This is a genomic window from Candidatus Magnetaquiglobus sp. (assembly GCF_058402785.1).
The window spans coordinates 19,155-39,408 of sequence record NZ_JBZVFG010000026.1 but is presented as its reverse complement, the minus strand read 5'-3'; the positions used below and the strand labels follow the sequence as shown (position 1 = coordinate 39,408).

The following is a 20,254-nucleotide window of genomic DNA, read 5'->3' as shown; positions in this document are numbered from 1 at the left end:
GTAGGGGGGAGAAACCGTTACGGGGGACCGGGGGGTGTGTCCGAGATGTTCCCGTAATCTCAGCAAGGGAAATCTTGCTCGACCGGCCAGGTTAACGTAAAGCACCGCCCAAACGTTCAGCCCCTGCCCCCATCCATCCTGACCACCCGCCCGCCGAACAACCCGGCCCTTCCTTCCCGACTGGTGAACACCACCAACCCCACCCCATGCTCCAGACAAAACACGCGCAGATCCTCGGCCAACCCCACCTCTCCCGAATCGGACAGAGGATTTCCTGGCTCGTCGATCAACAACAGTCGCGGACGCAAGGCATACAGAATCGCCACGCCAACCCGATATTTTTCAGCCGCGGAAAACAGATGCCATCCCCGATCCCAACACGCCCCATCCAGCCCGGCACGCCGCAACGCGGCTTCGACACGCGCGTTTAGATCATCCCCACGCACCCCGCGCGCCGCCGGGGCCAATCCGACCTCCTCGCGCGGGGTGGCACACAAGAACCGCAACTCCGGCACCCGGAACAACACCCCAACTCCCCCGTCCTCAGGCCGGATCACCGCACCGGACGCGGGCTCGATCAGACCGGCCATGACCCGCAACAACCGACTCTTGCCAAACGACTCCGGCGCGAGAATCGCCAACCGCTCCCCGGCCCGCACCACCAGATCCATCGGCACGGATCCATGGGAGACGCACACCGCGCGCAAGGTCAACAGGGGATCCGTGCCGCTCACGCCTCCCCCATGCGCCCGGCGAGACGATAGACCGACTCCAGCAACGCGGAGGCCCGATAGGGCTTGGTGAGAAAGGCATCCATGCCCGCGGTCAATCCGCGCGCCATCTCTTCCTGCAACGCGCCGGCACTCACCCCGAGAATCGGTATCCTGGCGACCGCTTCACCCAACACCCCGTCACGGATCAACCGCGTGGCCACGATGCCATCCATGTCCGGCATCTGCACATCCATCAGAACGATGTCGTAAGGGTCGGAGCGGAGCTTTTCCAAAGCCACGCGACCATCCTCGGCATGTTCGACCCGGTGGCCGTCGCGGCTTAAGATATGGGCGGCCAGAATGCGGTTGTCCACGCCATCGTCCACCACCAGAATCCGCAACGGACGACTGGCGCCTCCCGCATCGGTCAGGGAGTCCATCGAGGTGATGTCGAAAAGCTGTTCAGTGGTCGCACAGGGTTGGAAGCGGGCCACGAAGTGAAAGGCACTCCCCTCGCCCTCGCCACGACTCTCCAGCCACAGACGACCATGCATCATGCCGACCAGCTGCCGGGAGATGGTCAATCCCAGCCCCACGCCACCGAAACGGCGGGTGGTGGAGAGATCGGCCTGGCTGAAACGGTCGAAGATCAGCTCTTGTTTGTCCAGGGGGACGCCGACGCCGGTGTCGATGACCGTGAAATGGAGCGCGATCGGCCAGGACGCCTCGAACGGTTCGTCCGCGAGGTGCAAGAGCACGCGAATCCCGCCGCGCTCGGTGAACTTGATGGCATTGCCGACCAGATTGACCAGAATCTGCCGCAGCCGCAACGCATCCCCGCGCATCCGGACCGGCACGCGCGGATCGATGTCGTGATGCAGGGCCAACCCCTTGCTCAACGCCGGCGCGCTTAAGATTTCACACACCATGAGCACCACCTCGCGGGGATTGAATGAGGTCACCTCCAGCCGCAACGCGCCGGCCTCGGCCTTGGAGAAGTCGAGGATGTCGTTCAGGAGCGCCAGAAGCGAATGGCTGGAGCGCTGGATGATCTCCACGTATTGACGCTGTTCCGGGGTGAGTTCGGTGGCGGCCAACAGATCGGTCATGCCGATCACGCCGTTCATCGGGCTGCGGATTTCGTGGCTTATCACGGCCAGGAAGGAGCTTTTGGCCTGATTGGCCGCTTCGGCGGCCTTGCGGGCGCGATCGAGATCCGCCTGACGGCTCAGGGCGGCATGGGATTCGCGGATGTCGCGACGCATGCCATCCATGGCCGCGGCCAGACGGCCCATCTCATCGGATCCTGGCAAGGCGATGACGGTTTCGAGATCACCCTGACCCAGGGCCTTGGCGTGGTGATCGAGACGCCGGATCGGATCCGTGACGATTTTTTTCAACAGCAGCGACAGAGAGAAGCCCAGCACGATGAAGATGGCCAGAAACCAACCGATCAAGGCGCGGATGCGCGAGGAGGCGGCCAGATCGGCGTTGCGGGTGAGAAGGCCGATCTCCACCTTGCCGATCGGTTCGGTATCTGCGGGCTCCACGAGCACATCGACCCGAAACAGCCGTACCGTGCCGCTGGCGGCCAAAGAGAGGGAATCGACGGTGTTGAGATCCGGGGCCTGGGCGATCACCCGACCATTGGCGTCGAGAATGCGCACGAAACCGATGTCGTACTGGGTGCGGGTGAGTCGTTTGACGTAACTGGCGAGCACGATGTCGTCCAGGGTGAGCAGCGGCTCGATGGAGAAGATGGCCGCCGCCTCGGCCAGGGCGGCCCCCTGACGCTGGATGCGCTCCGACAGGGCCCGTTGCTCGGCGACCACCGCGTTCCAGCTCATCAGGACCGTCGGAATGGCCAGCAACAACAGAGTCGAGCCGATCAGCTTGACATCCAGACGCATGCGTTGCCAGATCCGTAAGAAGAACATGCCTCGTTGTTTCAACCCGAATGAGTGGTCCCAACGCATCATCTCGTCGGATGCCCCGCGAGGAGGATCCGGGATTGGGGCGGTGAAGGGTTGTGCCGGTTTGCAACTATGACATGGCCAACCGCAACAAAACAAGCGCATCGATGGTCCGCCCCCTTGCAAATTGGAGATAAAGAGGTAATTATCATAATTTACCACTTTCCGGACGTGGGAACGATTCCGGATGCGCGAAATGGTAAGGACCCGATCGCAATAAAAGGGCGGGCCACGTCGCTCTTCGACGCTGGCATGGGGGGTCGCCCTGCCCGTGGAACCTGCTCGGTTCGACAAGGCCGAATCCGCGGCGTCATGGAACCAACCGCCCGCAAGATTGATCCTAGGGACAACCGGTAACGAACAAGGAGAATGGAATCATGAGCAAAAAAGTTGCATTGGTGACGGGTGGCGCGGGCGGTATCGGCACGGCGATCTGTCGTGCGTTGAGCAAGGATGGGTATCAGGTGGTCACCACCTGCGCGCCGGTCTTCGAGTGCCCCAACCTCGACGGGTGGAAACAAACCATGCGCGACGAAGGACTCGACATCCCGGTCTATGAGGCCGACGTGGCCGATTTCGAGTCGTGCAAACAGGCGGTCGAAAAGATCGAGGCCGAGGTCGGGCCGGTGGATGTGCTGGTCAACTGCGCCGGCATCACCCGCGACAGCGTGCTCAAAAAAATGACCCCGGATCAGTGGAATCAGGTGATCGGCGTCAATCTGGACAGTGCCTTCAACCTCACCCGTCAGGTCTTTCCGGGCATGCTCGATCGTGGTTTTGGCCGCATCGTCAACATCGCCTCGGTCAATGGCCGCAAGGGTCAGTTCGGTCAGGCCAACTACTCGGCGGCCAAGGCCGGCATGCATGGTTTCACCATGGCCGTGGCCCAGGAAGGGATCCGCAAGAACGTCACCTGCAACACCGTCAGCCCTGGCTACGTGGCCACGGAAATGGTGAAGAAAATCCGCGAGGATGTGCTGCAATCGATCATCGCCCAGATCCCCGCCGGTCGTCTGGCCGAGCCGTCGGAGATCGCCCGCGTCGTGTCTTTCCTGGCCGCGGAAGAGTCCGGCTTCATCACCGGCGCCAACATCGACATCAACGGCGGCCAGTTCATTCACTGATCGCCCACCACCCGCGGGCGTGACCACCAGATCGATGATCGCCCAGGCCGGGGAACCGCATGCAACCCGTGCGGTCTCCCCGGCCCCTCATCAACGGGTCGGAAGAGGAGAGGCTCTATTTTATGGATGAGACCCAGATTCGAATCATCAAAAAATACGCCAACCGACGCCTGTACGATACCGAGCAGTCGGCCTACATCACCCTGGATGGGGTACGCGATCTGGTGATGAACCGCATCCCGTTCCAGGTGGTCGATAACCGCACCGGGGCCGATCTCACCCGTCTGATCCTGTTGCAGATCATCAGCGAACAAGAGGACAAGGGCCATCCGGTTTTCGATTCCGATGCCCTGCAAATGATCATCCGATTCTATGGCGACACCTTGCAAGAGGCGCTGGGCGAATGGATGAAACAGAGCCTGGATGCCTTCATGGCTCAAAAAAATATCTTCCAAAACGCGCCCGATCCATTGAGCCTGATCAACGAAATGGGGCGGCGCAATCTGGAGATGTGGCACTCCCTGCATGGAAGCCTCTTCTCCTTGACTCTCGGCTCCACGCCCAAGAAAAAAGAGTAATGCCGTTGCCTGGCTGGTCAGGAGGGGAAACGAATTTTTTTCTCCTGGCCTGAAAAAAATCTATTGACAGGGTTGGTGGCATTCACTTATGCTGCACCGCAACATTGTTGCATTGCAGCAAACTGCGACGACATGTGCACTCACTCGATAAGGATCAAAAACAATGGACAATAACAAGGTTGCCGAACGCATGACGGAATTGACCAAGCGGATGATGGATTCGATTTCCGATCTGCAGAAGATCAACGATCGCACCGTGCAAGAACTGACCAAGCAACAGCTCGAGGCCGCCGAAGGTTTCATCACCGCCGGTGCCCGGCAGCTCAAGGATCTGAGTTCCGCCAAGACCATTCAGGAAGCGGTCTCCACCCAGGCGGACATCGCCACCAATCTGGGCAAAATGATGGTCGAGAATGCCAAGCGCACCATGGATGTGCTGACCCAGGGGCAGAGCGAACTCAAAGATTTGATCGAAAAGAACATCACCAAACTGGTGGAAGAGGCCAAAGCCGGATTGGAATGATCCGAGGCCCTTTTTTCCGGCATCGGGGCGACCTCCGCATCCGGCGCGAGGTGGGACCAACAGCCCCGCAGTAACGGCGCAGGGACGCGCCGTCCAATTTTTTCGACCAGGATACCTGGCCGCAATAACGATTCAAGTTATTGGTATTCAACAACAACTGTATTCATCAAGTCGATTCAAGCTGTTTTCGTAAAACTCGCAAGGTGGGGGCCTCCCCCCGCCCCGTGGTGATCTCCTTAGGGAGCGCCACGGCAAGGCCGCTGATGAATCCCCTTCAAGGAGTCGAGCATGGACAAAAATCCGTTTACCGGTGACTGGATGGCCGGATGGCAGAACCTGCAACGCAAAATGTGGGAAGATTGGTCGGACGTGACCCAAAGCTCCTGGACCAACGCCTGGCAGAATGAAACCCCGATGAATTTCTTCAAGGACGGGATGATGGGCTGGCAGAAGATGTTCGCCATGCCGCAGGCGACCCCCGAGGTGATGGCCATGCGTCACGCCATGGGCTCGATGGAAGAGTTCATGCGCATGGGTCGCGAAGTGTTCAAGATGTTCCAGAACATGTCCGAGGGAACCAATCTGAGTCAGGAGTGGACCTCCCAGCTCGACAAGACGATTCAGCAGGCCAAGGCGATGTTCAGCCAGGGTCAGGAGTCGTTCCAGGGTGTCATGGGCCAGTGGGGCAAGCTGGACGGCATGAACGCCATGATGAGCAATCCCATGAAAGCGTGGGTTGAATTTCTGAACACCAATCCGATCTTCGCCAACGATACCATGCGTGCCTTGCTGACGGGTGGTCAGGCCTCGGAAGAGGCGATGATGCGTTTTCTGTCGGCGCCGGGCGTGGGGTACAACCGCGAACGGCAGGAGAAGATGCAAGAAGGGATGCGGTTGGTCCTGGAGTTTCGCAAGGCGTTCGAAGAGTTCCAGACTCTCATGAACGAGACCTCCAAGAAGGCGCTGGACAAACTGCACAAGAAGTTGTTGGAGATGGGTGCCGAGGGCAAGCAGCTGCAGACCATGCGTGATCTGTATGTGCTGTGGGTGGATTGCAACGAGGAGGCGAATGCCGCCACGGTCACCACCAAGGAGTTCAACGAGCTTAATTCGCGCATGATGAATGCATTGATGCGGGTGCGTCGCAATGTGGCCGAGACCATGGACAACGCCATGGGGGCGGTGAATTTGCCCACCCGACGCGAACTCGACAGTGCCCATCGTCAGATCGCCTCCCTGCGTCGTCGTCTGTCGGCGCTGGAGGATGCCTTGCAGGAGCTCAAGGGAAAGGATTCGAGCGCGGAGATTCACGCTCTGCGCGATGACATGGAAAAGCTCGGCGTGCGTCGTCTGCGGGATGAGTTGGCGGATTTGAAGCGTCAACTGGAGGAGTCATCGTCCGCCCCGACCCTGTCGGTGGTGGAGAGTGCCGGCACGGAAGCGACCTCGGACAAATCGGCCATCAAGAAAACGGTGCGCATCGGCAACGCCAAGCCGGCCCTGGTCGCCGCGCCCGCCCAGAAAGGAGAGTAAGCCATGTTTCCGTTTGCCATCAATCCGGAAAAGGCGGTGGAAGAGCTGTCGCGTTTCAACAAGAAGCTCACCGCCGGACTCAAGACCTTCACCGAGGTGGGCCAGATCGAATCGGGCATCAGCGCCAAGGAGGCGGTCTATCGCGAGGACAAGGTGACCTTGTATCACTACACCCCGAAGGTGGAGAATCCCCATCGGGTGCCTGTTCTGGTGGTGTATGCGCTGGTCAACCGTCCCTACATGGCCGATCTTCAGGAAGATCGCTCCATGATCAAGGGGTTGTTGGATGAAGGCATGGATGTCTACCTGGTGGACTGGGGCTATCCGGACGCTTCGGATCGCTACCTGACCATGGATGATTACATCAATGTCTATCTCAAGCACTGCGTGGATTACATTCGCGAAAAGCATGACATCTATCGGGTGAACCTGCTCGGCATCTGCCAGGGCGGCACGTTCAGCCTTTGCTTCACGGCCCTGCATCCGGATCGGGTGCGCAATCTGGTGCCCATGGTCACGCCGGTCGATTTCCACACGCCGGACAACCTGTTGAGCCAGTGGGTGCGCAACGTGGATGTGGATCTGCTGGTTGATACCCTGGGCAACATTCCGGGCGATCTGTTGAACATCACCTTCCTGTCCATGAACCCATATCGGTTGACTGGCCAGAAGTATCTGGACATGGTGGATCTGCTCGACGACAAGGTGAAGTTGAAGAATTTCCTGCGCATGGAGAAGTGGATCTTCGATTCACCGGATCAGGCGGGCGAGACCTTCCGTCAGTTCGCCAAGGATTTCTTCCAGAAGAACGGCCTGATCAAGGGAAGCGTCAAGATCGGCGATCGTCGGGTGGATCTGGCCAACATCACCATGCCGGTATTGAACGTTTTCGCCACCAAGGATCATCTGGTGCCGCCGAACGCCTCCAAGGCGCTCAAGCAGTATGTGGGCAGCAGCGATTACAACGAATTCGCCTTCAACGGTGGTCACATTGGTATCTATGTGAGCGGACGCTCCCAGGCCGAGGTTCCGCCGACCATCGCCAATTGGCTCAAAGAGCGGGGTTGATCCCCATTCACCTGGTCTGACGGCGGGCTCCCCGGCAAGGGGATACGCCCGCCACTTATTCACCTGATCTGACGGCGGGCTCCCCGGCAGGGGATACGCCCGCCCCCCATCCGTGGCGCGTTCTCGGACGTTCCACGGTAACGCGAGGCCCCGGTTGTCATGCATGGATGCATGGACCGGGGCCGAGCACCCCTCTTCAAGCTCTCCGCTGTCACATTCGCAAATTGTCGTTGTCCGCTTTTCGCATCCGTAGGGTGTGTTGACATTCAACCGAAGCATGAATTTTTGTTGTCAGACCACCTTTGGATCGCCCAATTGCCTGGTGACCGTTTTTTTTTGAGCGCCAGCAGCATGCTGATGAACACGAACAATCGTACTATCTATCAGCAGCTCTTCCAAATCTGGATCATCGGACACCGCTTGCTCGACGCGATCCCATGTACCATTCTTTACCCAGCGAGAAAATCGTTTATAAACATTATTCCAATCCCCGCCAGTTTCCCCACCATCCACAAGAATTCCCACACCTTGTAATGGCCTCCCCTCATCCCTATCTCATCCCTTAGAAGAGATCATGCCCCCCGCATGACCCGCCCCTTTCGAGGAACGTTAGACCCATGCAACAGGAACGCTTGACCACCAAATCCCAGGAGGCCCTGCAACAGGCCATCGGCCTGACCGCCAGCCGACGTCAACAACGCCTGGAACCGGAACATCTGCTGCTCGCACTCCTGGAACAACGGGATGGCATGATCCGCCCGATCTTCGACAAGATGGGGGTGGCCACGCCACGCCTGGAAGAGGAGCTGTCCCGCCTGGTGGAACGAATTCCCAGGGTGGAAGGAACAGGCGCGGACCAGATCCACTTCTCCCGCCGCATGCAGGCCCTGTGGGCCGATGCCGATGGCCTGGCCCGAGAGATGCGCGATGCCTATGTCTCCACCGAACACTTCCTGATGGCCATGACCCGCGAGAAGGAGGGGGAGCTTGCCGGACTGCTCAAACGACTCGGAGTCACCCTGGAGACGGTGCGCCGCACTCTGGCCGAGATCAACGGCAACCGCCGGGTCACCTCCGCAGATCCGGAGAGCGGATTCCAGGCTCTGGAAAAATATGGCCGCGATCTGACCGAACTGGCGCGCGGTGGGGAGCTGGATCCGGTGATCGGACGGGATGACGAAATCCGCCGGGCGATTCAGGTGCTGTCGCGTCGCACCAAGAACAATCCGGTGTTGATCGGCGAGGCTGGAGTGGGCAAGACCGCGATCGTCGAGGGTCTGGCGTTGCGGGTGGTGCGCGGCGATGTGCCGGAATCCTTGAAGAATGTCCGCTTCGTGGCGCTCGACATGGGCGCGCTGATCGCCGGGGCCAAATATCGCGGCGAGTTCGAGGAACGGCTCAAGGCGGTGTTGAACGAGGTGCGCGATGCCAACGGACGGGTGGTGCTGTTCATCGACGAGATGCATACCCTGGTGGGCGCGGGGCGCACCGACGGGGCGATGGATGCCTCGAATCTGCTCAAGCCGGCCCTGGCACGCGGGGATCTGCACTGCGTGGGAGCCACCACCCTCGATGAGTACCGCAAACATGTGGAGAAGGATCCAGCCCTGGCACGCCGGTTTCAACCGGTGCTGATCGGCGAACCGGGGGTGGAGGATGCGATCTCGATTCTGCGCGGCATCAAGGAGCGCTACGAACTGCATCACGGTGTGCGCATCGCCGATGGGGCCATCGTGGCGGCGGTCACCCTGTCGGATCGCTACATCACGGATCGGTTTCTGCCGGACAAGGCCATTGACCTGATCGACGAGGCGGCAGCACGCATCCGTATGGAGATCACCTCCAAACCCCAGGCGATCGACGAGCTGGATCGGCGCATCCTGCAACTGGAGATCGAACGAACCGCGCTCTCCAAGGAGAGCGATCCGGTGTCGCGTGAACGCCTGGCGCACCTGGAGCGGGATTTGGCCGACGAAAAGGAGCGTTCGGCGGTCTTGACCCTGCGCTGGAGCCAGGAAAAGGCCCACATCGACGCAGGACGAAAATTAAAAGAGAGTTTGGAAAAGGCCCGTCAGGAGTTGACCGAGGCCGAACAGCGCGGGGATCTGAGCCGCGCCGGGGAGCTTAAATACGGCATCATCCCGGATCTGATGCGACGCCTGGACCAGGCCGCCACCGAACCGAGCGCGGATCGTCTGTTGCGCGAGGAGGTGGGCGAAGAGGAGGTGGCCGGGGTGGTGGCGCGTTGGACCGGCATTCCGGTGGCGCGCATGCTCGAGGGAGAACGGGACAAGCTGTTGTCGATGGAAAACCGTCTGGCTGAACGGGTGGTGGGTCAGGAGGAGGCGCTGTCCGCCGTGGCGCGGGCAGTGCGACGCGGACGGGCCGGGTTGGGCGATCCCAATCGTCCCATGGGATCGTTCCTGTTCCTGGGTCCGACCGGCGTGGGCAAGACCGAGTTGACCAAGACCCTGGCCGATTTCCTCTTTGACGACGACCGCGCCATGACCCGGTTGGACATGTCCGAGTACATGGAAAAACATTCGGTGGCCCGTCTGATCGGCGCGCCGCCCGGCTATGTGGGGTTTGACGAAGGGGGACAGTTGACCGAGGCGGTACGGCGGCGTCCTTACGGGGTGGTGCTGTTCGACGAGATCGAAAAGGCCCATCCGGATGTGTTCAACGTGCTGTTGCAGATCCTCGACGATGGCCGTTTGACCGATTCCCAGGGACGGGTGGTCAATTTCAAGAACTCGGTGATTATCCTGACCTCCAACATCGGTTCGCACCACCTGATCGCAGCGGGGGATACGCTCTCGGACGCCACCCGCGTCCAGGTGATGGGCGAATTGCAACGGGCCTTCAAGCCGGAGTTCCTGAACCGGCTCGACGAGATCATTTTCTTTCAACGATTGCGCGCTGAACAAATGGAGAGCATTGTCGAAATTCAGTTCAAACGGATCCAGAGTGCCCTGGCGCGGCAGCGGATCACCCTGGAGATCACCCCGGCGCTGCGTCGGCAATTGGCCGAGGAGGGGTATGATCCTCACTACGGTGCCCGTCCGTTGAAACGACTCATGCAGCGGCGCTTGCAGGATCCCCTGGCCGAGGCCTTGCTGGCGGGTCGCTGTCGGCCTGGCGGACGGGTGGTGGCGGATTGGGATGGCGGGGAGGTGCGCTGGTTGGAATAGATGACGATGCGGTAATTGCCATGATGGGGGGAGAACCCCCCTTATCCCCCGTACCATGGACCTCTCCCTTCGGGAGTTCCATGGTAAATGGTAACATTCACGGAGAATGCAGCAATCCCGATTGTCTCCTGGAGTCGCGCCGGGCACTCTGATATGATGTCCGGTGCCTTTGGGGGAATGGCAAGGATTGACTTCAATCGGGAGAATTTTCAATGGTCGTGCAGGGTAGAGGTGGATTGGCGTTGCTGTTGGGAGTCCTGTTGCTCTCCGCGGCGACGGTTTGGGCTTCGGATACCCCGGCGGAGAGCGAACGGCCTCCCTTGAAGCACATCCCCTCGGTCAACTGCGGCGAGTGCCACCAGGAGATTTTTCAACAGTGGCAGGGCTCCATGCATGCCAAAAGCACCGCCTTGACCGATCCCATCCATGGCGCGGTCTATCGCAACGAAGCCGGCGATCCCTCCCAGGAGGGGGTCACCCACAAGGTCACAAAATCCTTTCCCGCCTGCTTGCAGTGCCACGCTCCCATCGCCGCCCGTGACAAGACCACCAAGCTCGACGCCAAACCCATGTATGCCGAGGGTGTCAACTGCGTCGCCTGCCACACCATGACCTCGTTCAAGGGGGTCGAGGCCGAGGATGGCAAATTGAACTTCGGCGCTTCGGCCTATGAGTACTCCAAGGACAGCCTCCAGGGGCCGGAAGGGGCCTGGCGGGGCAAGGAACCGGTCGTGGTTCCCGGCGGCGACAAGGAGCCCAAGGTCAACAGTTTCCCGCATCGCGCCAATCCGCAGCTTTTCAAGAGTTCCGACATCTGCCTGGGCTGCCATCAGACCATGGTCAATCCCCAGAAGGTGGCGGTTTGCACCATCGGCGATTTGCTGCTCGGCAAGGATGTGCGCGAAACCAAGGTCAAGGGCAAGGTGGTCAAGGAGAGTCGTGATGTCGTGGTGCCCACCTGTCAATCGTGTCACATGCCGGTGATCAATGGTGTCGCCAGCCACGAGATCCTTGGCGGTCACGATCCGGACAAGGTGCGGAAGTCCCTGGCGCTCTCCATGTACACCTCGGACGAGGAGAGCAGGCTCAAGGCGACCATCATCCTCAAGAACACCTTGTTGCACACCATGCCCAACAGTGCGCCGTTCCGCAATCTGGTGCTCAAGGTTCAGGCGTTGAACGACAAGGGTGAGGTGATCTGGAGCAACTTCAAGGAGGATCCGGGCAAGGAGGATCCTCAGGCGATGTTCATGTTGAAACTGCTCAACAACGAAAACCAACCGGTCATGCCGCCCCAGGCCACCAGGCTGGGTCCGGATTCCCGTTTGAAGCCGGGCGAAAAGCGGGTGTTGAATTATCCAATTCCGGTTTCCGGGGTCAAGGTGGTGCGTGCCGAGTTGTATTTCAATCTGATCTCCAAGCCGATGATGGAGAAGATTGGCGATCAGTTGCCCGAGGAGTTGAAAAAGCCGGCCCTGGTTGGCAGAGCGGAAGTGACCTTGTAACCCCTTCACCCTCCGACCCTGGACCTCCCTGGCGGGAGTTCCAGGGTAAGGATTTGATTGTACTGATGGGGGCCAGGGGCCCCTGGCCCCTGCAAAACCAAAACCTCGGAGGCTCTGCCTCCGCACTTAAGCCGGGGACCTTGCGGTCCCCGGACCCCTGCAATGATTACCAACCCGTACTCACCCTCTCATGCCCTCAGCGACGCCATGCCCATCCGCTCCTTCAATCCTCCACGCACTGCCGCTACCGGCATCACCCGTCCGGTCCAGATCTCGAAGGCCCTGGCGCCCTGATGGATCAACATCCCCAAACCATTCTCAACCTTCAAACCCCGCCCGCGCGCCGCATCCAGCAACGGCGTGACCGCCGGGGCATAGACGATATCGTACACCACGGCCTCCTCAGCCAGATCACTCAAATCCGGAACCGACGCGCCATCATCCCCCATCCCCAGACTGGTGGTGTTGATCACCAGACGACAGGCCGGCAGACGGTTCGACCAGGCCAACGGCGTGACCAACTGGTCGGAAAAATGCTCGGAGAACCGTTTCGCGAGCGTTTCGGCCCGGTTCAGGGTGCGATTCATCAAGACGATCCGGTTCGCCCCTTCCTGTAACAATCCGGCCAACACCCCGCGCGCCGCACCCCCGGCCCCGAGCACCAGAATGTCGAGATCATGCAAAGGTTCAGAAAAGATCTCGCGCAGATCGGTGACAAAACCGTAAGCATCGGTGTTGTACCCGGTCATCCGGCCCGAGGGATCGATCCGCACGGTATTCACCGCGCCGATCATGCGGGCAAAAGGATCGAGTTCATCCATCAGGGGAATCAGATTCTCCTTGTGGGGGATGGTGGCGTTGAACCCTTCGATTCCCAACGCCGCCATGCCACGCACCGCTTCGGCGAGTCGCTCCGCGCGTACGTGAAACGGCAGATAACGACAGGTCGGCATGTTCAGCTCGGCATAGGCGAGCTGATGCATGAAGGGGGAGAGGGAGTGGTGGATCGGATCTCCGATCACGCCGTAAATGTGGGTTTTTTCCATGGCGTTCCTGGCAACGATTCGTATTAAACCGCGTCTGTTTTGAGATGCGTAGTTTCCTGCAAGGCCACAGTGCAAAATACGAGCTTCGTTTTCAAAAAATGGAAACGAAGCTCGCGAAGGCTGCGCGCCGCGCATTTTCGCAAAAGAGGCGAAAAATGCTTCTTTGAGAAAAGCGCGCTCAAGTCAAAAGCAAAGTCCCAAGGGCTGTGCCCTTGGATCCCACCAGGGGGATAATCCCTCTGGACCCTTGATCATGGAACAACGCATCCCGTAATCGGTGCGGTTTAGGCGATTCCAAACAGAGGGGCCAGCATCTCCCGATGGGTTCGGATCCACCCATGAATCTCTCGTAAGGTCTGCTCCACCCCGCGTTTCGGCATCCAGCCCGTGGCATGGGTGATTCGGGTGTGATCGGTGATGTAATAGGGGATGTCGTAATCCCGGGTCACCGGATCCGCGCGCAGGGGCACCGCGTTTCCGGTGATGCGTTGGCACCAGTCGGTCAATTCGCTCAAGCTCACCGAGACCTCCCGACCACCACCCACGTTGAGCACCATTCCGGAGTACCGATCCAGATCCGCCATCTGCACCCGCAACAGATCATACAGATCATCGACGTGCAACAGATCCCGCACCTGTTTGCCCGTGCCGCCGAAGCCGATGTATCCCAGGGGCAGATTGAAAAAATGGTGTGCCATCCACAGCACGATCACCCCCTGATCCACCTTGCCCATCTGCCACGGACCGGTCAGGATGCCGCAGCGGTTGATCACGGTTTTCAAGCCGTACATGGCGCGGTACTCCTCGATCAGAAGTTCCGAGGCCAGTTTCGTGGTGCCGTAGATCGAGCGGCTGCCGGTCAGGGGGAAGGTTTCGTCAATGCCGGCTTGTGACCAGCCGATGCCGCTGGCGTTTTTGGTCACCTCCAGGCGTGTGTTTTCCTCCATCATGGGGATCTGGCGCAGGGATGCGATCGGATAGACCCGGCTGGTGGAGAGGAAGATCAAGGCGCTGTCGTGTTTGCGGGCGTATTCCAGGCAGTTGATGGTTCCGGAGAGGTTGGTATGGATCACGTAGGCTGGGGAGCTGTTGTAACCGGCCTGAACGCTTGGTTCCGCCGAGCATTCGAGGATCAGGTCCGCAGGTTCGAGGCTGTCGAGATCTTCCGGGCAGCGGATATCGCCGTGATGGAATTTCACCCCGCCGCGTCGCAGTCGTTCCAGGGAGAGTTCCGAGCCGCGTCGTTTGAGGTTGTCGAGGGCGATCACCTCGGTATCGGGCAGGTCGCGTTTGCAGGCCAAGGCCAGGTTGGAGCCGACGAAGCCGGCGCCGCCGGTCACCAGGATGCGGTGGAAGGTCATGGTGGGGTGAGTTCCTTGTGATGCCTCGCTGATGGGGTCCAGGGGCCAATGGCCCCTGGTGGGATCCAAGGGCAAAGCCCTTGGGACGTGGCTTTTGACTTTGATCTCTTGAACCTCGATCTTTACGACTTTGATCTCTTGAACCTTGATCTTTTGGTTTTGGCAAAACGCCCCCTCTTCGCCTTGCCTCAAACAGGCCGCCGGAGGCGACTCAGCTGCCGCGAGCAATCGCGCCCGCCGCGAGCAATTCGCCCTGAATCGTTGCCCAAGAACGGCAACGATTCAGGGCACATGAGACCGCGCGCTTGCGCCTTTTTTCGCAAAAGAGCGAAAAAAGGCTTATCGTGAAAAGCGCGCGAAAGACAAAGGACGAAAAAACAAAGTCAAAGTCAAAAACAAAACCTCGGAGGCTTTGCCTCCGAACCTCCACCGGGGACCTTCGGCCCCCGGTCCCCCGTGACAATTTTTCGGGGGCCTTTGGCCCCTGGCCCCCTGGCCCCCGGCCCCTTACCTCACCAGATGCTCGAACTTCAATTGCCCATCCGTGGCACGCACATAATGCGCATCCAACCGGGCCGACGGATAAGCATGCAAAAACTTCTGCCGACTCAACGTATGCAACGGCGCCCCCTCGATCTCCGCACACCCCGACTTCTGAATCGAATCCAAAGGCAAGGTGAGAATGTACGCCTCGGTACGCCGTACCTGCTCCGGAGTCTCGCCCGGTAACCCGAAGGTGAAGGTGCCATGCAACGTCATGCCCACCCGCCGGATCTCATGGGCCACCCGCCGCGCATCCTCCAGATTCAATCGCTTGTTGACGATCTTGTCCACCACCTCCTGGTCGCCACTCTCGAACCCAACCTTGACACCGAAACAACCGCTATCCTTCATCTCCTGCCATAAATGGAAACCAGAAGTGTCGGAACGACACATCGCCGACCAGGGAACCTTGAGCTTGCGCATGATGGCACACACCTTCTCGACATGTCGGTCGCCAAGATTGAAGGTGTCATCGTCAAAATAAATAGACTTGAAATGGTATTTTTCCACCAATTCGGTCAGGAAGGCTTCCAGATAGTCACCGCCGTAATGACGCACGAAACGCTTGCCCGCACCGTCCGGATCGTTGCCGGTCATGGTGGCCGGCCAGACACAGAAGATGCACTTGAACGGACATCCGCGACTGCTCAACACCTGGGCGTGCGGAGCGCGCTGCCCCACCGGATTGCTGTCCCAGTACCGGTAGGCGTACAGATGATCGAAATAAGGGAACGGCGCGCTGTTCATCTCCTCTGAGGTGAGCAGATCGAAATCGATCAGCCCCGTCTCACCCTGAACAGCCCGCACCACCCCCTTTTCATACTCGCCCCGAACCGCGGCCTGAATGTTGGGCGAGGCGTTGAGCAACGCCTCGCCCAGGGAGGTGATCGGTCCGGTGACGATGAAACGAGTGTGCGGCAGACGCGCGGCGATCCGGTGGATGAGATCCCGATCGTGCTCCCAACTGGGCGAGGCCGACTCGATGACGATGACCTCGAAACGCTCCCGCTCCAGATAGTCGAAATAACGATCATAGGACTCGCGCAGGGCGATGCTGTCGCGAAACACCACCGGTACCCCCAGGGCCCTGGCGGCATAGGTGGTGGCGTAGCCCATGAAAAAGGGGTAGGGGAGATAAGAGCCGAATTCAAACCGATCCGGCGGAATCGGGAGTTGATAGGTGAACGGCCAACGGGATCCGGCACGTACCCCGGCCCGCCAACCCTGAAGCATGGTCTCCTGATTCGAGGCCGTGGTGGTGATCTCCTGCCACCAGGGGGGGTTGCTGAACAGGATCTTCATCGCAAAACTCACCCCGCGCGCCCGGCATGCCAGGAAAGGATGGTGTCGAACAGACGCGGCGGACCGTTCAGAGCGTCCCACTGCTGCGAGGCGAGCCTGGCGCGCGCGGCCAGGGGATCGAAATGCTGCAAGGCGGTGAGAATGGCCTGCAACACCACATCGGCATCGGCGCGATCGGATGGGTCGTCGTAAACGATTCCAGGGCCACCGAACTGCTGCACCAGATTGGCCAGGGTGGTGCGCGACGGGACCACCAGCGGAATGGCGTTGGCGATCGCCTCGCTGGCCACCGCGGAGTAGGTGGAGACGAAATGATCCCGATAGTAGGGACAGACGATCAGATCGGACTGCTCGAGCATCTGCCCCCACAACTCCGGTCCGGCAGTGCGCTCCTCGAGGATGAGACGATGATCGCCCAGAGCGATGGCACGCAACTGGTTCTGGAGATCCACGCAAAGATCCGGCGCGCCGTTGTGGACCAGGACACGCACATCCGGAACCAGACTCAACAGCCGTCCGATCACCTCGGGGACCAGCCCGAACCCCTTTTCCAGACGTTGATGGCCGAGCAGGGAGACGGTGATGGGACGGGTGCCAACCCGATCGCGACAGGTGGTGAGGGTGCCGTTGGAGAGCGGCAACACATGCATGGGATGGTCGAAAAGCTTTTCATAAATGGCCGAGGCCTGGGAATCGAAGGTAGCCAGCCGCAGCCAGCCGTGATCCGCCGGGGTGAGGAGCTTTTTGGCCACAAAACGAAGCAGCAAGGGACGGGGATCGTTTTGATAGCGCACCGCCAGCTCGATGCTGCCGTTTTCACCCTCTTGCGGAACCAGTCCGGCGAAATGGCCGAATTCGATGATCATCGTGGGACGCTGATCCATGGGAAAGGATTGGATCCAGCTCACCGCGGCATGAAACTGGGCCGGTCCGGCAGAGTTCACGAACACGATGTCATCACGACCCACCCCTTGCAGGCCGGTGAAATCCTCCTGGGTGGCACGGGCCACGAAATCGAAATTGCTCAACCAGCCGCACAACGGATCGGTGTCGTAGACACCGTAAGGGTTGCATCGGAACCAGGGTGTGGCCAGAAGCTCGTCGCGCAGCTCGGGTTCGATGTGGTTGTAGGCCAGAATGGCCGAGGGGATGCCACGTCGTTTGGCTTCGTGGACGATATGGCGGCACGAATTGGCGTGGTGTCCGAGATTGTTGGTCAGTCCGGCGTCGGCATAGAGAAAGTTCATGGAACGATCGTATCCTGGCTGATTGGGTTTTGGATGCTCCATTTTTTGCGTGGAAAAGGAGGTTTGGCGATTTTCGCATGCTTTCTTTAAATGTAAAAGGGGTAACGCTGAAATGCGTTAATCAGATAATTTTTGACCCAAATCATCTCCCACCATGCAGGAAAATTCTTGACATAAGAAAAGGGGGAAGTTAGAAAGAATGATTTATGCCCCTCCGTCAGCTTATAAAGCGCTTCTTGGGGATTTTGCATGTCAGATCGGACCGCAAATTGCAAGGGGCCGGTTGACACGGAAAGCAGACGGAAGTGATAGATCAACTGCTTGAATAAAGTGGAAAAAATTATGCAATTATCCTCCACGAAATGGTTGCGCGGCACGTTGTCGGCCTTGTTGATCCTGATGGCGACCCAGGTTGCCCAGGCGAGCACGGGTGGAAATCAGTCCCCGGACTATTTCCGCAAAATGCTCAAAAGCGAGGATCGTAACTCCCAGGCCTCGCGCATCGACGATCCGATCGCCGAGGGACGTGGCGAGGTTTCGCGCATCCCCTCGACCCCGGTTCGTCTGGCGTCGCTGGTGCCGATCCAAACCGTGGTCGAACCGCAACGTTCCGCCTCCAAGACCCGGGTGGTCATCGAGCGGATCCGGCGTGACGATACCTACGTCGAATTGATGCAGCGTCAAAACATTCCCAGAAAAACCGTCAAGCTTTTCGCGCTCAAGGCCAAACCGCTCTTCGATCTCCAGCAGCGCTTACGCACCGATACCCCGGTCAAGCTGACCTTCAATCAAAACAACCAACTGATCGGCTTTAGCTATCCGATCGAACAGGACCAGACCCTGCGCATCGCCATGGATGAGCAGGAGCGCATCACCGCCACTCTGGAAAAGAGCCGTCAACCGCCGCCGCAACCGGTCGCTTCCGACAACAAGCCCGAGTCCCAGACCGAGGCCAAGACCGACAAAAAGAGCGACAACCGCAACGCGGATGAGGATGCGTCCAACAACGAGATCATCGTCGAGGACGAGACCGCCATGTCCGACGACGACGATGACGACTCCTCCCCGCCGATCGCCGAGGCGCTCTCCCGTGAGTTTTCGGGTCTGACCGTCACCACCAAGGAGATCACCATCCGTCCGGGCGACTCCCTTGGTTCGCTTTTGGCTCGGCGTCATGTTCCCAATCTGACCGCCCTGCAGCTCTCCAAGTCGGCCCGTCCGGTTTTCGATCTGGCCAAGCAGCTCGCGCCGGGCAAGACCATCACCCTCTCCTTCGCGCCGAACGGCAACCTGATCGGCATGATGTATCCGGTCGATCGCGAGCGCACCTTCTGGATCACCAGTCGCGACGGCAAGCACTTCACCGCCAAGTTCGAGAAGAAGATGCTCGATGTGCGGCTCGAGTCCATTGACGGCACGATTCGCAACGAACGCTCCCTGTTCGTTGCCGCCAAGCGTGCCGGACTGTCGCGCAATCTGGCCATCAAGCTGGCCGGTTTGTTCGAGTGGGACATCGACTTCGCCCGTGATCTGCATCCTGGCGATCACTTCACCATCGTTCAGGAAGGTCTCTTCTACAAGGGCAAGCGGGTGCGGGACGGGGATATCGTCGCCGCCGAGTTCACCAATCAGGGTCAATTGTTCCGTGCCGTGCGTTACATCGATCCGAACGGCCATGTCGGTTATTACGACAAGGACGGCAACAACGTGCGCAAGATGTTCATCCGCGCACCCATGGACTACACCCGCGTCTCCTCGGTCTTTTCGAGCAACCGTCTGCATCCGGTCTATGGGTTCAACCGTGCCCACAAGGGTGTGGATTATGCCGCGCCGGTGGGAACTCCGGTGCGTGCCGCCGGTGATGGCACCATCGAATCCGTTGGCTATCAGGGTGGCTATGGCAACATGATCGTGGTGCGTCACAGCCCCAAGTTCAGCACTGCCTATGCCCATCTGAGTTCCTTTGCCAGTGGCATGCGTCAGGGGCAGAGGATTCGTCAGGGCGAGGTGATCGGGCGCGTGGGTGCCACGGGCACGGCCACGGGTCCGCATCTGCATTATGAAGTTCGCATCAACGATCAGCAGGTCAACCCCTTCACCGTGCAACTGCCTTCCAGCGGGCCGGTGGAGAAGCGTTTTCTCTCCGACTTCCGCAATCAGAGCAATCAGTTGATGGCCCTGCTCAAGAAGCGCAAGACCGGTGATGTGACCCATCTGGCTTCGGCGGTCCTGACGCAGCGTTCCCAATCCCGTTAAGGGGTTGCCAACAGAGTGGATGAAAAAAGAGGGGATCGCCCCTCTTTTTTTATGGGGAAGTTCAATTGTTGCGGGGGACGGGGGGCCGAAGGTCTCCGGCGGCGGTTTGGAGGCAGAGCCTCCAGGGTTTTGTTTTTGACTTTAGCGTGCTCTGCAAAAAAACGTTTTTTCGCGTTTTTTGCGAAAAAATGCTGCACGCAGCCAAGACCCCAATTTGCAGGATCGAGGGAGAACCCCTTGCCCCCCCAGGCTTGAACCTCTCCCTACGGAGGTCCAGGCGTGGACAGTCCG

14 protein-coding genes and 1 pseudogene are annotated in these 20,254 nt (G+C 59.5%); 8 read left to right on the top strand and 7 right to left on the bottom strand.

The annotated features are described in order from the left end of the window. Positions 1-116 precede the first annotated feature (116 nt). Complete coding sequence (locus ACV4UY_RS10185; RefSeq protein ID WP_491607487.1) at positions 117-734, bottom strand: ATP-binding cassette domain-containing protein; 618 nt, start codon at positions 732-734, stop codon at positions 117-119. Next, positions 731-2,650 carry an ATP-binding protein gene (locus ACV4UY_RS10180; protein ID WP_491607486.1) on the bottom strand — a complete coding sequence of 640 codons (1,920 nt, stop codon included), beginning with the start codon at positions 2,648-2,650 and terminating at the stop codon, positions 731-733. Before ACV4UY_RS10180 ends, ACV4UY_RS10185 begins: the two co-directional genes overlap by 4 nt. A gap of 413 nt (positions 2,651-3,063) precedes the next feature. On the opposite strand from ACV4UY_RS10180, the gene phbB reads away from it, so the two are divergent. The 5 genes from phbB to ACV4UY_RS10155 all read left to right on the top strand — a co-directional run bounded on the left by phbB (position 3,064) and on the right by ACV4UY_RS10155 (position 7,512). Further along, a complete protein-coding gene (gene phbB, locus ACV4UY_RS10175) occupies positions 3,064-3,810 on the top strand; it encodes an acetoacetyl-CoA reductase (protein ID WP_491607485.1) in 747 nt (248 codons plus the stop codon). Positions 3,811-3,932: 122 nt separating this feature from the next. Beyond that, the gene (gene phaR / locus ACV4UY_RS10170) at positions 3,933-4,388 is read left to right on the top strand and encodes a polyhydroxyalkanoate synthesis repressor PhaR (RefSeq protein ID WP_491607484.1); all 456 of its coding nucleotides are present in this window, start codon (positions 3,933-3,935) and stop codon (positions 4,386-4,388) included. A gap of 163 nt (positions 4,389-4,551) precedes the next feature. Next, the gene (locus tag ACV4UY_RS10165; protein ID WP_420906239.1) at positions 4,552-4,911 is read left to right on the top strand and encodes a phasin family protein; all 360 of its coding nucleotides are present in this window, start codon (positions 4,552-4,554) and stop codon (positions 4,909-4,911) included. 288 nt (positions 4,912-5,199) lie between these two features. Beyond that, complete coding sequence (phaE, locus tag ACV4UY_RS10160; RefSeq protein WP_491607483.1) at positions 5,200-6,444, top strand: class III poly(R)-hydroxyalkanoic acid synthase subunit PhaE; 1,245 nt, start codon at positions 5,200-5,202, stop codon at positions 6,442-6,444. 3 nt (positions 6,445-6,447) lie between these two features. Further along, entirely contained in the window at positions 6,448-7,512 is a 1,065-nt protein-coding gene (locus ACV4UY_RS10155) for a class III poly(R)-hydroxyalkanoic acid synthase subunit PhaC (protein WP_491607482.1), read from the top strand. 268 nt (positions 7,513-7,780) lie between these two features. On the opposite strand, the pseudogene ACV4UY_RS10150 reads toward ACV4UY_RS10155, so the two are convergent. Beyond that, positions 7,781-8,013, bottom strand: a pseudogene (locus ACV4UY_RS10150) (IS5/IS1182 family transposase); the annotation flags it as partial. Positions 8,014-8,129: 116 nt separating this feature from the next. Between ACV4UY_RS10150 and clpB the strand changes: the two are divergent. Continuing rightward, on the top strand, positions 8,130-10,703 hold the full coding sequence (clpB, locus tag ACV4UY_RS10145; protein ID WP_491607481.1) for an ATP-dependent chaperone ClpB: 2,574 nt from the start codon (positions 8,130-8,132) through the stop codon (positions 10,701-10,703). Positions 10,704-10,921: 218 nt separating this feature from the next. Beyond that, positions 10,922-12,208, top strand: a complete 1,287-nt coding sequence (locus ACV4UY_RS10140) for a multiheme c-type cytochrome (RefSeq protein WP_491607480.1) — start codon at positions 10,922-10,924, stop codon at positions 12,206-12,208. A 188-nt stretch (positions 12,209-12,396) separates the two neighbouring features. Here the strand turns inward: ACV4UY_RS10140 and aroE are convergent, their stop codons facing one another. The 4 genes from aroE to ACV4UY_RS10120 all read right to left on the bottom strand — a co-directional run bounded on the left by aroE (position 12,397) and on the right by ACV4UY_RS10120 (position 17,707). Further along, positions 12,397-13,254 carry a shikimate dehydrogenase gene (gene aroE, locus ACV4UY_RS10135; RefSeq protein ID WP_491607479.1) on the bottom strand — a complete coding sequence of 286 codons (858 nt, stop codon included), beginning with the start codon at positions 13,252-13,254 and terminating at the stop codon, positions 12,397-12,399. A gap of 284 nt (positions 13,255-13,538) precedes the next feature. Continuing rightward, positions 13,539-14,615, bottom strand: a complete 1,077-nt coding sequence (locus ACV4UY_RS10130; protein ID WP_491607478.1) for an NAD-dependent epimerase/dehydratase family protein — start codon at positions 14,613-14,615, stop codon at positions 13,539-13,541. Between the two features lie 507 nt (positions 14,616-15,122). Then, positions 15,123-16,460, bottom strand: a complete 1,338-nt coding sequence (locus ACV4UY_RS10125; RefSeq protein ID WP_491607477.1) for a B12-binding domain-containing radical SAM protein — start codon at positions 16,458-16,460, stop codon at positions 15,123-15,125. An 8-nt stretch (positions 16,461-16,468) separates the two neighbouring features. Continuing rightward, entirely contained in the window at positions 16,469-17,707 is a 1,239-nt protein-coding gene (locus ACV4UY_RS10120) for a glycosyltransferase family protein (protein ID WP_491607476.1), read from the bottom strand. A gap of 342 nt (positions 17,708-18,049) precedes the next feature. On the opposite strand from ACV4UY_RS10120, the gene ACV4UY_RS10115 reads away from it, so the two are divergent. Then, positions 18,050-19,963: a M23 family metallopeptidase gene (locus ACV4UY_RS10115; RefSeq protein WP_491607475.1), complete on the top strand. Its 1,914-nt coding sequence runs from the start codon at positions 18,050-18,052 to the stop codon at positions 19,961-19,963. Positions 19,964-20,254: the final 291 nt, after the last annotated feature.